This window comes from Bacillus sp. FSL L8-0199, from assembly GCF_038005705.1.
Taxonomy (GTDB): Bacteria; Bacillota; Bacilli; order Bacillales; family Bacillaceae_G; genus Bacillus_A; species Bacillus_A cereus.
The window spans coordinates 164,143-177,353 of record NZ_JBBOTS010000002.1; the positions used below are offsets into that span (position 1 = coordinate 164,143).

Below are 13,211 nucleotides of genomic sequence, written 5' to 3' on the forward strand. Positions count from 1 at the left end.
AATATGAATATGAAAACATTTGAAATGCGTGAAAAACGATTAGCAGAACTATTAGGTGCAAAAGTACTATGGGAATTTATAAGTGCTGTTACAGAGGAAATTGAAAAACAGGAATTAGAGTCTACACCAGGTTTGTTAGAGGATCTATTCATACACGTGAAAGAAACCATTCAAATTCAAAATATGAATCAGCGCATAACAAAAGCCCCTGTAAAAACAGAGGCTGAAGGTATAAATAAAGATACATTATTTATGGAAGCATATGTAGAGTTAATCAATCATAAGTTTGTTATTTCTGAATTAGCTGTAGAGCTTTCATCTGTTCTAAAAGAATTAAATTGTTTTGTTCAATCATCTTTGCCACAGCTTCAAAGTGAGCTTGATTCTCAAGAACCTCAATCTGCTTCTCTTTAGGGAGTGATTGAAGTATTTCTTTTATTTCTTTACACTCGTATATGTTATTCTCCGAGTCTTCAATTAATTTATTGCGACGATTGGTGTATTCAAGTGCACCTAAGGTCGCTAATGCGCGAGGATCTAATCCTAGAATTTCCATGTATTCCTCTCCTTTCCTCTACAATAATTCGATAGGGGGAAGGAGATTCCTTTAATGAATTAGTAGAGTCTTTATGTAGCTATACAAATTGTTAATGTTTAGTAGACATGTTACCAAGCAGGAATGTAATAGAATTAGACTTTAAAGAGCTTCTAAAAAAGATCAAAAGAAAGGGGAATCCAGTAATTCTCACTCTTTTTCCTTAAATAATCTACATATGATACGGTTGTTTTCTTTTATCATGAATTTTACATTGGATTCTTTGGGGAAGATTAGGTAGATAAAGGATATGGGGGATGAATGAATAGATAAATAAAATGAAAGAGAATTGTAAGAATTACAGGGATTGTTAAGGGGTTATTAGGTGGGAATTTTCAAGTACTTAAGGGTGGGAAGATGTGTATCAATCATTACTTAAAAAGTAAAAGATTAGTCATTAAATAGGGAGAAGTGTCTAAGTTAATTGTATAGATGAAAAAACGGAGCATATGAAATTAAAGCATGATGAAACATGTTGAAATAAATAGAAGGAGATCTTTAGATAGGTTAAGCAGAGAAATAAGACATGCTGAGAAAGTGGCTATTGAATTCGAAGAAGTTAAAGTGTGAAAAGTGTCACTTATGTTAACTTGAATATCTACTACTTATTTACTCTATATAAAAAAGCAGCTGCACAAAAGTACAGCTAGTTTTCTTCACAAATTTATATAGCTTTAATGACAAATTGAGATTGAGGTATATATAGTAATTGAGCTGTTAAGGAAGTTGTTGTATTAACAAATGGGTATGCTTCCTTATAAAGAAAATTACTATACACTATTTCATTCATTTCATAGGTCGTACACAGTTTTTTTAGGATTTTTTGAGAAATTTTATTTGTACAAGCAGCAATAAAATCATAATCTCTTTTACTTATTTCTTGAATGGCATGTGAAAGAAGGGTAGTGACTATACCACTTCCCATCCAATCTGGATGACAAGCGCCCATATCTAGATAGACCAATTTTTCTTTATCTAAATGAGAAAACTCAATAGATTCTGTCTCTAATGTATCTAAAAGTTGAAAAATAGGTTCCATTTGTGGGCATAGTTCAATCGCTTTCTCTGTATCTATTAGTGGCTGGGTTACTTTTTTTGTTAAAAGAACTCCAACAATTTGAAAATTTTCTATTGCTACAAATGACATGCCTTGAGATACAGCTTGTTTCATCATTTCTTCGCACATTTTGTGAAAAGAAGCAAAAGGAATTTGTAAATTGCTTACAAGAGGTTCATTATTCACAAAAGAATGTGCAAGTAAATGTGCTGCATCTTTCACGTGGTGTGTATCAAGTAGCTCTATATTCATATGTTTTTCCTCTTTCCTGATATAGTTAATAGTAATTAAAAGGATTAAAAATTTTATTTCATTTAGTTAAGTTTAACTATTAAAGCGCTAACAAAAATGGTTATTAAACATATGAATGAATCTGTTTAGTAGCAATCGAAATATGTTTATAAAGAAATTCTACGATATCATCTATACATTCAACAGTTGTATATGGAGAGATAGAAAAGAATTTTAATGTAGAAATCGGATTTCTATCATAACTGTTTATTACATCTACTACACAAGAACGAGTTGTATCACCAAAAAATACTTGATCGCGATTTTTTCCTAGATAATTAAATAGTTCTATATTTAACCGGTTTGTATCCTCAATCTCTTCTTTTGTTGTAAGGCCTATTCGTTCTTTTTCCCAATTTTCTTGGCTATCTCCATTTAGATAGAAACGGAAAGTTGTAATTGGTCCATATGTAAAATCATTTGTGATTGCGACTTGAGGGAGGGCCTTGCGCAACTTGTCTCTAAATAATAGATTTACACGAATATAATTTGCTAGTAGTTTTTGATATCCTTCAATTCCAAAGGCTAATAGATTGATATACATCGGAATAGCACTACCAGCTCGTGAACATTCTAAAGTATATCCTGTATGATAACTCCCATATGATCTATTACCAAGATAAGGTGTATCATCTTGTTCAATATCCATCAGTTGTAAATCAGTATGATTTTTTACGATTAAAATACTTGAAGCATAAGGTGTTTGTCCTAATTTATGAAAATCAAAACATACACTATCTGCAAGGGACATATATTGCATTTTATCTTGTACGTATTGTAAGGCATTTTTTACATTAGATTCAAATGAGAGTGGATTTTCTTCAAAACTATAATTATTAAAGAAACTATAGAATCCGCCCATTGCAGAATCAGCATGGATATAAATCGGTTTTAATTTATATTTTTTCTGTATTGCTTCAGCGCTCTCTTTAATTTTTCTTATATCATCAATAGTAAATGTGTCTGTTGATCCCATGGTAGCTAGAATATAAAGGGGGATACCGCCATTTTTAATAACTTGTATCATTTTAGCCTCTAAGTCTTCTATATCCATAGAACTTGTATAAGGATCAGTTTTCACTTTTATTAAGTAATTTGACCCAATGCCAGTTGCTTCAGCTGACTTTAATAAACTATAGTGTGCATTTTCAGAAGCAAAGCAATATACATTTTGTGGAGCACCATGTTCTTTTGCTAATGGGAATTGTTTAGAAATTGCTAAACGTAAGCTCGAAAATACACAACCTTGTCCACCCCATGTTGTATAGCCGCCGCTATTATGTGGATTATAACCTATCAGTTTTGAAAGCATGGATACAACTTTTACTTCTGCTTCTGCTGCCCCTGGACCATATACATCCCAAACACCATTACCATTTAAAAGTGCCATTGTCATTACCCCTAATAGTGAAGGTATACTTGGTAGTGGTACAGCGTTAGACAAGTAATATTTATTTGGATACGGATGACCATTCATAAATTGGTTTAGCTCTTCTATAACCTCAGACATAGTAATTCCAGCTAGTGGAATATGACTTTGGTGAATTAAGTCATTGTAGTATCCTTCTGATTTTTCCTCACATTTACCTAAAGTAGCTCGCTCTTCATTTTTTAATTGGTCAAGATTTTTAATTATTTTCTGCATAGATTCTAATAATAGTTGTTGTTTTTCTTCATTTCCGTCAACGCTCGGAAATAGTTTTAAAATATCTTGCATGCAGTCACTTCTCCTTGTGAAAAACTGGATTTTTATTTTACTTGGTTAAACATAAGGGTGTAATAATTTGTAATTGCCCTTTAGAATGCTTAGAAATGAGGAGCTATTTAGAAAAAAATGTAATTCCATAGAAGATTATATGAACTATGGAATTTAAAGTAAAGAAAAATTTTTTGATTAATTTTTAAAAAAGTAATTGTGAGATAATGAAGTTTCTAAAAATATTTCTGAATTAATTGTTTTTTTTGGTTTGCATGATACTCTAGCATGTATTCAACTAATGTAGTAGATATTTTAATATAATTTAAACCAATTATAAGGTAGTTGAATATAAGAGCTCAACTACCCTATAAACTGTAGATATTGCTGAGAAAAGGGAAAAAATAAGGTGGAAGTGTTAAAGATATGTTTTAGTGGAGAAGCAGTAATGGTATGGATTTGGTAGCTAAATCAGTTTGATTTTTATGGGAGAATAACGAGCTGATCAAAGCTTTTTAATGAATTCAATTTCATTATCTAATAATAATGGACGAGTTAAGTGGGAAGAGTTTTCTTCAACCTGAGTAGAATTTTTTGCACCAGGAATAGCAACTGAAACTGCTGGGTGACTTAAAACATAACGTAAAGCTACTTGCGCTAAACTTCGATTTGAACGTACAAGTGAACGTAATTTCTCTACTGTGTTTAAGCTATCTTTAAACCATTTTTCTTTTGGCCAATCTTTTCTTAAATCATCGTCTGGAAATTGAGTTTCATGATTAAATTTCCCAGTTAAAATTCCCATCTTAAGTGGACCTCTTATCACAGCACCTAAATTATGTTTTTCAATATAAGGAAGGATGTCTTTTTCGGGCTCTTTATTCAGAATACTGTAATCGAATTGTACAACATCTAAATCATCATTCTGATTAAAATGTTTAATATAATCTAAATCATTAGTAGAAACGCCAACTGCTCTCACTTTGCCAGATTTTTTTAAGGTTTGGAATGCTTGTAGAAAGGCTTCTGTTTCTTCAGGTTTATCCCACCAAATATGACAAAAGTACACATCTATATAGTCAGTTTTAAGCCGCAGTAAACTAGCCTCAAACGCATCAATGATCTTTTGAGGATCTCCATAAACGGCTGGTTGATCGGGGTCATAATGATGACCAATTAAACCACCTTTTGTAGAAAGGATTATATCTTGCCTGCGATTATTTATAGCTTTTGCAACGAGTGTTTCACTATGACCTAATCCATAAACATCAGCAGTGTCAATAAAATTGACCCCTAGATCAATTGCTTTCTCAATTGCATCAATGGATTCATTATCTTTTACTGCACCCCATTCATCTCCACCAATTGCCCAAGAACCAAATCCTATCTCTGAAACTATTAATCCTGTGTTGCCTAATAATCTATATTCCATTATGTACGGACTCCTCCTTTACAGTTTATGTTATAAGAAGTATATATAGTGACCAGTTGGAATATTCTTGAATTTATTTCGGAGAATAAATTAGGCAATTTACTTTAATAAATATATGCAAGAATACTGTATAAAAAGAAATTAGAATTATTAGTGAAATGGTTTTTTATGCTTAAATTGAATAAAAGTATGAACTGTTACAGTATAAATATGAGTTTTATTCATAATTTTAATAACTATGCAATAATTGAAATAAATGTTGAATTTAGTCGGAAAATATAGATTTACAAATTGCAGAATATGTACATATAGTTGTAACTGTAAATATTATCCGTTTTTAAATATTTATAAAAGGAGAAATTCATATGAAAGAAATACAAGAGAAATATGAAATTGTAGAAGAATTGGATGCAACGGTAGGCCAAGAAGCATTATGGATAGCTCATCAAATGGAAATAGAAAAAGGAATGAACAATGAACCGATTATAATAAAGTTAAAAGGAAAACTTCAGATAGAGGTTTTGGAGAAAGCGCTTACCATAATAGTGCAATCACATCCGGCGCTACGTACAATATTTAAGAAGAGGGATGAAAAAATAAAGCAATTAATTCAAAAGAATGTAGAATTTGATATACCAATTAAGGATTTAACTGCTTTTAAAAACACACAACAAAAATCTATTTTTAAAAATTTCTTAGAATCTATAGTGAATGAGAAATTTAGTTTAGAGGAGGGGCCTTTGTTTAAATTCCACATCATTAAATTCAGTGAAGATACATTTATTTTACATCTAATGTTTCATCACATTATTTACGATGGATGGAGTTTAGGAGTTTTCATCCGACAATTATCCAATACGTATGGTGAATTACTTCAAGGAAAGACGAATGTAAAATTTGAATCTCCTTATAAGAACCTCGTAGAGTATGAGGAGGGTTTTATTGATAGTGCAATATATAAAGATGGATCATCGTATTGGAAAGATTATTTACAAGGTGAATTAACTCCTACAGAGTTTCCTATTGATTTTAATAAAATGAATGAAAAAAGATATACAGATAAAAATATAAGTAAGAATATTAATTCGGCTTTATTTTATCAAATACAATGTTTTGCTAAAAAAAATAATATAAGTATTTATCGAGTAATGTTAAGTACTTATTGTACCTTACTTCATCAAATGACAAATGCTGAAGAGATAATTGTTGGTATTCCAATTAATACTAGACCACATACAGAAGAACGAAATACTTTTGGTTATTTTGTTAATACAGTACCTATACGTATAACAATAGAAAAGGGAGAGACATTTAAGGGGATACTTAATAAAGTTAATAAATCTATTCATCTAGCTATTACGTATAAACATAATCCTTACTCACATATAGTAAAAGATTTAAATCTAGATACAAATCATAATATGGTATATTCCACAGCATTTAATACGATGAAGATACCGGAATTAAAAATTCCTGATATTGAGTCAACAGTTTTAACAGATTGTAAAAGAGTAAATCCTTTTAATATGACTTGGAGAATAATGAGGTATGAAGGGGAAACAGAGAATAAAATTGAGGTTGACTATAACTCAGCATTATATAAACCAGAGAGTATTAGTGATTTAGTTGAAAGATATATATATTTGTTGCAAAAACTAATGAAGAATGTGAATGAACCTATTCATTCACTGGATTTGCTTTTAGAGAAAGATCATCGTCTATACAAAGAAATGAATTCAAACGCTCTTACGTATCCTAATTCAAAAACACTAGATCAATTAATCGATCTACAAACATTAAAATCGCCAAATCAAATAGCAATTTCTATGGGGGATAAATCCATTACCTATTATGAATTGCAGCAAAGGTCAAATCAAATAGCGAATTATTTACGTGAAAATGATTTGAAAAAGGGACAACGTGTAAGTATTACAATGGAGAGAGAGATTGATACCATTGTATGGATTCTAGGCATCTTAAAATCAGGTGGAGTTTATGTACCAATTGATCCAAAGTTTCCTGAAAAAAGAATAGAATACATCTTAAAAGATAGCGAAAGTCAAATGATTATTACGAAGAAAGAATACAGGGGATTGGTTGAAAGTTTTGCGATTCATACAATTTATCTAGAAGATTTTCATTACGCTAATTCCATAGAAAATATTGCGCCTACACATACCATAGAAGATGCAGCTTATATTATCTACACGTCAGGTTCAACAGGTTTACCAAAAGGAGTCGTAGTACCACATAAAGGCGTAATTAATTTATCATATTCAGTAATCAATACATTTCATTTAGGCAAAGAAGATGTATTTTTACAATTTGCAACGATCATTTTTGACGCCTCCATTATGGAAATATTTCCGATTTTGCTATGTGGAGGAAGAATGCATTTAATTTCTGAAATCGAAAAACGTTCAGCAGAGGAATTTATAAATGTAAGTCAAAAGAATGGTATTACAAATGTGGTTTTACCAACTGCGTTTTTTAAATTAATAGCTGATATGCCAAAAGAAATGTTACTTAAATTAAATTCTGTAAAACGTGTATTTGTGGGAGGGGAAACTTTACCTGCTGAATCAGTTCGTAAATGGCAAAGCAAATTAGGGTTAAAGATTCCAGTTCTTAATGCATATGGTCCTACTGAAACTACTGTATGTGCAACGATGTATGAAGTAAATGGTGAGATACAAAAAGAAATCTCTAATATCCCAATAGGTAAACCAATTGCTAATAGTGAAGTTTTCGTGGTTAGTCCGTTTAATACGTTATGTCCGTCAGGTGTAGTAGGTGAGTTATTTATTGGCGGTGATGGAGTTGCCAACGGATATTTAAATCAAAAGGAAAAAACAAAAGAGGCGTTTATTTCTTTCGATAAATCCTATAATCATGATAAAAAGATGTATCGTACTGGAGATTTAGTACGTCTTTTACCGAATGGAAATTTAGAATTTATCGGAAGGAAAGATAATCAAGTAAAAATACGTGGGTATCGAATTGAGCTGGATGAAATTGAAGGAACATTATTTAAACATCCAGAAGTGAGAGATGCTGTAGTATTTACTTATCAAAACGACAAAATCGTTAGCTTTTATTTATCAAAAGACAATACAGAACTAAAACAAGAGGCATTAAAAACATTCTTAAGTGAAAGTTTACCAGATTTTATGATGCCAAATTATGTATTTCACCTTGAAAGTTTTCCTGTATCACCAAGCGGGAAACTTGATAGAAAAAAATTAGAATTACAAATCCCATCTTTACTTGAAAACATGCAGAAGCAATATGTTCCACCGATAAGTGAAACAGAAAAAAGATTGGCAAAAACATGGGCAGCGATTTTAAATTTAGGGAAATATAGAATCGGCAGAGATGATGACTTTTTTAAACTTGGGGGACATTCATTAATTGCTGTGCAAGTGTTAAATCAAATTCAAAAAGAGTTTCATCTAAAAATTGAAATTAGAGATATTTTTGAGCATACAACGATTGCTAGTCTGTCTGCTTACATCGATAAATTAATGGCAGTAAATCATGATAGGGAAGAACAGGAGACGCAAGTATTAAAAGTTGCAGATAAGGAAAGTTATCAATTATCAAGTGCTCAAAAAAGAATCTGGTTTTTAAATAAGTATAACGCCATTAATAGAGTATATGATACACCACTACACATATATATTGAGCCGAGTTTAAAAAAGGATATTTTACAAGATACCATAAGATTTTTAGTTGAACGACACGAGATGCTACGAACAGTGTTTATTGAAAGAAATGGGGAGCCTAGACAAGTCATCTTAAACTCAATAGCGATTGATTTGATTCACGATGAGATTGAACATATGTCTAAAAAAGAACAACAAGAATATATACGTACAACAATAAATCAAACGGATCATGCACCATTTGATTTAGAAAATGGCCCTCTTTTTAGGATTAGAATTTTTAATCTGAATAAGAAAAAATCTTATTTATATATCAATTTACATCACATTATTACAGATGAGTGGAGTGTAAGGAATTTATTAGATGAATTAATGAAGGTATATAGTGCCTTTGCAAAACGTAGAAATCCTGAGTTGCCAACTATCTCTAATCGATATGTAGATTATGCTGAGTGGGAACAGGAGCAGTTAAATTTAGGTCGGTGGGATACGGAAAAATCTTATTGGATGGCCGAACTTGCAGCACCTCTTCCTATACTAAATCTTCCTTTGGATTTTAGTAGGAATCGTCAAAGTACAAATAAGGGTACAGTATTTGAAATGAAGTTAGATAATGAAATGAAAGAGTCTTTGAAACAAGTATGTGAACAAGAGAATGTTTCTATGTATATGTTATTTTTAGCAGCGTATATTCAATTGTTACATTATCTAACGAATCAAAAAGATATTATTGTAGGTACACCGGTTGTTGGAAGGAATCATCAAGAATTTGAACAAATACAAGGATTTTTTGTAAATACCCTAGCAATTAGAACACAATTAAATGATGTGAAAAATTTAACACAGCTATTACAAGTAGTGAGAGAAAAATGTTTGAATTCTTTCCAAAATCAATCGTACCCATTTGATAAAGTAATTGAGCAAATAAATCCTGATAGAAGCTTTGGGAATAACCCGATCTTTTCTACTATGTTTAGTTATCAGAAAGAAATTCTGCAGCAACATGATGCGTATAAGCTTCAGTTGTTACCTAATAAACAAGATATTAGTAAGTTTGACATTTCTTTAGCTGTTGAAGAAGGATTGGATTATGTAGGGGTTTCATTTGAGTATGATTTTAATCTTTTCAAGGAAGAGTCAATTAATAGGTTTACTCAAAATTTACTTACTATACTGGACGCCTTTATTCATCGAAGAACAGTAGCATATGAAAATCTTTCATTCCTATCACAGGAAGAAGAATCTTTATATAAAAAGGTAAATCATACAGAAAGACCATATCCTTATTTTCAAAATATACAGGAGCAATTCCATATGCAAGTAGATAGACAACCCAATCGGATTGCTATAGCGACTGAAACGGAATCTTTAACATATAGACAATTAAATATGAGCTCTAATCAAGTAGCTCAACATTTACTCGAAAATGGTATAAAAAGGGGAGATAAGGTAGCCATATTTTTAGATAGAAGTATGAATAGTATCGTTTCTATGCTTGGAATATTAAAAGCCGGTGCTGCCTATATACCAATCGATGTAAAATACCCTGAGGATAGAATAAATTATATAGTTCGTGACAGTGAGGCATGTAGAATTATAACGAGTAACAAATACAAAAGTCATTTGAATGTAAGTAATTATAAGATTTCAATAATAGAGGATATATATCGTGCGACTATAAATGATGATGTGAAAATTTTAAATAAACCATATGATTTGGCATATGTAATTTATACTTCAGGATCAACAGGTAAACCAAAAGGTACATTATTAACACATAAAGGAGTATTAAATTTAGTTGAATGGAGAAATGAAGTATTTCAGATTTCTTCAAATGATAAAGTAACACAGTTTTATTCCCATAGTTTTGATTCTTCAGTATCAGAAATTTTTTCTACCTTGTTAAATGGGGCGGAACTATATGTATTAAGTGATGAACAGCGCTATTCAACTGTCGCATATGCTCAAGCCATTCAAGAAACACAAGCAACTATTTCTGACTTACCAACAGTATTTTTCAATGAATTATCGACTTCATTAACGAAACTGGATTGCGAAAAGATACGTTCTTTAAGATTTATAATAATGGGAGGGGAAGCTGCATCAACAAATGCTATTAGAAGTTGGCAAAGTACTTTTAAAAACCAAGTACAGCTGGTAAATGAGTATGGCCCTACTGAAGCAACCGTTTCAGCAATGTATTATTTCATACCAGTTTTAGAAGGCGACAATAATCTTTTAGGAAGTATACCAATTGGTATTCCTATTTCTAATACAAAGGTTCATATATTGAATTCATATATGCAACATTGTCCGGTAGGGGCTATGGGTGAATTATATATTGAAAGTTTAGGATTGGCCCAAGGGTATTGGAAGCAGGAAAAAAAAACAAAACAGGCATTTATTTCAAATCCATTTTCAGAAGACAATAGTAAAAGATTATATCGAACAGGTGATTTAGCAAGGTGGTTACCAAATGGAAATATAGAATTTATGGGAAGAAAAGATAAACAGGTTAAAATTAGAGGGCACAGAATTGAATTAGGAGAAATAGAAGATGCAATGTTACAACTTGAGGGGGTAAGTCAGGCTGTGGTAACACAAACGAAAGATGGAATGTTACTGCAAGCTTATTATAAAACAGTGGACGGTATAGGGATAGAGAAAAATAAGTTAGCAATACATTTATCAAATGTATTGCCAGAATATATGGTCCCTAAATATTACTCTCATGTCTTAGAAATACCAATAACGGCGAATGGGAAAATTGATTTTGAAAAACTACCAGAAATAGAGTTTGATCATGAGCAAAAGGATGAGTGTATACTTAAGCCTCAAACTAAAGTACAAAAAAACATTGCAAAGGTATGGTCTGAAGTTCTAAACGTAAAATCTATAGGTTTAAAAGATGATTTCTTTAATTTGGGTGGACATTCTTTAAAAGTTATGCCGGTATTAGTCAAATTAAAACCGTTATATCCTAACTTGAAAATTCAAGATTTCTTTAAGTATAGAACCATAGAAAAATTAGCCTCTCATATTGAAGAGATGGAAGATATGTCGTTCAAGAAAGAGAAAAATATGAATGTAGCATGTAGGGAAAATGAAACGAAAACGACTCCTGTTTATGAAACAACTAAATTAGAAGAATGTGAGTTAGATATGGTGAATTATCCAAAAGCAGTTTTCCTTACAGGGGCAACAGGATATTTAGGAGCACATATTTTAGAACGATTATTACAGTTACCATCTACGACTATTTACTGTTTAGTAAGAAAAAATGAGGATCAAGTAATTGGTGCAAAGTTAAAAGAAAGAATGGAGTTTTATTTCGGTAAAGAAATTCTCCAAAAGTTGAAGGTGAAAGTAGAGTTAATTGAAGGAGATTTATCTCAGATGAATCTAGGTCTAGATTCAAAGCAATTGGACCATTTAAAGAATAAGGTAGAGTCAATCATACATTGTGGTGGAGAAGTTAGACACTATGGAGAACGTGAGCATTTTCAAAAGGTAAATGTTCAGTCTACAAAATACTTATTGGAATTAGCTAAGAACACAAATGCACGTTTTCATTATATATCGACTTTAAGTGTAGTAGGTCAGGCTGAAAGCGATCCAAAAGAATTTGAATTTTTTGAGTCTAATTTTGATAGAGGACAAAATTTAGATAATCTGTACCTAGAAAGTAAGTTTCAAGGCGAGAAAATGGTTAGAGAAGCAATGGAAAAAGAAGTTCGTGCCACAATATACCGTGTAGGGAATTTAGTGGGTAACTCTAAAACAGGTAAATTTCAATACAATATTAATGAAAACGCATTTTATAGATTATTAAAAGGGATATGCCTATCTAGCATAGCTCCTGACGTCAATACGTATGTAGATTTAACGCCTGTAGACTATGGAAGTTTAGCTATTACTGAATTATCTTATAAGGCCAATACAGTAAATAAAACCATGCATATTTGTAATCCAATTCAGCTAAAATGGGAACAATTTATTAATAGTTTACAAGCTTTTGGATACGATATCCTGTTAATGAAACAAGAAAAATATATAGAGAAGTTTTTTAATACGAATTTAACTACTGATGAACAGAAAGCTTTAGAGCTCATAATGCCTTTATTAGAATCTGTAGAAGAGCTATCAGTAGCTATACCATCTTGTTTATACACGCAAGGATATTTGAAGAACATACATTGTTTAGAGCCAAATCAAGAGTATATCAATTTGTTATTAAATTATGCTATGAGTATAGAGTATTTACCATTAATTAAAGAACCAATACTGTTGTAGTATACTCTATCTATTTTGAGCAAAAGAAGGGTTTCACTTCGAAACTTTTTATTTAAAAATCTTAATTATTTGAGTACAAAAAATAAAAGATTGTATAGCGGAGAAGTAATAATGAAAAAGAACCTGTTTTCTATGGAAAACAGGTTCTTTTTTTGGGGTAAAGATAATTTAGGGATACGGAA

At 31.2% G+C, this 13,211-nt stretch carries 5 protein-coding genes; 2 read left to right on the forward strand and 3 right to left on the reverse strand.

The annotated features are described in order from the left end of the window. The first annotated feature begins 3 nt into the window (after positions 1-3). Positions 4-414 carry a hypothetical protein gene (locus tag NST86_RS28910; RefSeq protein WP_061663539.1) on the forward strand — a complete coding sequence of 137 codons (411 nt, stop codon included), beginning with the start codon at positions 4-6 and terminating at the stop codon, positions 412-414. Between the two features lie 845 nt (positions 415-1,259). Here the strand turns inward: NST86_RS28910 and NST86_RS28915 are convergent. The 3 genes from NST86_RS28915 to NST86_RS28925 form a co-directional block, all read right to left on the reverse strand. Beyond that, positions 1,260-1,904, reverse strand: a complete 645-nt coding sequence (locus NST86_RS28915) for a hypothetical protein (protein ID WP_061663540.1) — start codon at positions 1,902-1,904, stop codon at positions 1,260-1,262. A 103-nt stretch (positions 1,905-2,007) separates the two neighbouring features. Further along, positions 2,008-3,660 (reverse strand): pyridoxal phosphate-dependent decarboxylase family protein, encoded by a 1,653-nt coding sequence (locus NST86_RS28920; protein ID WP_340935007.1) that lies wholly within the window; start codon positions 3,658-3,660, stop codon positions 2,008-2,010. Between the two features lie 484 nt (positions 3,661-4,144). Then, a complete protein-coding gene (locus NST86_RS28925; protein WP_061663542.1) occupies positions 4,145-5,071 on the reverse strand; it encodes an aldo/keto reductase in 927 nt (308 codons plus the stop codon). 365 nt (positions 5,072-5,436) lie between these two features. On the opposite strand from NST86_RS28925, the gene NST86_RS28930 reads away from it, so the two are divergent. Beyond that, entirely contained in the window at positions 5,437-13,029 is a 7,593-nt protein-coding gene (locus NST86_RS28930; protein WP_061663543.1) for a non-ribosomal peptide synthetase, read from the forward strand. The last annotated feature ends 182 nt before the right edge of the window (positions 13,030-13,211 follow it).

Bases quoted from the DNA above. Each gene is read 5' to 3' on its own strand.
- NST86_RS28910 (WP_061663539.1), top strand. From the start codon at position 4: ATGAATATGAAAACATTTGAAATGCGTGAAAAACGATTAGCAGAACTA.
- NST86_RS28915 (WP_061663540.1), bottom strand. From the start codon at position 1,904: ATGAATATAGAGCTACTTGATACACACCACGTGAAAGATGCAGCACAT.
- NST86_RS28920 (WP_340935007.1), bottom strand. From the start codon at position 3,660: ATGCAAGATATTTTAAAACTATTTCCGAGCGTTGACGGAAATGAAGAA.
- NST86_RS28925 (WP_061663542.1), bottom strand. From the start codon at position 5,071: ATGGAATATAGATTATTAGGCAACACAGGATTAATAGTTTCAGAGATA.
- NST86_RS28930 (WP_061663543.1), top strand. From the start codon at position 5,437: ATGAAAGAAATACAAGAGAAATATGAAATTGTAGAAGAATTGGATGCA.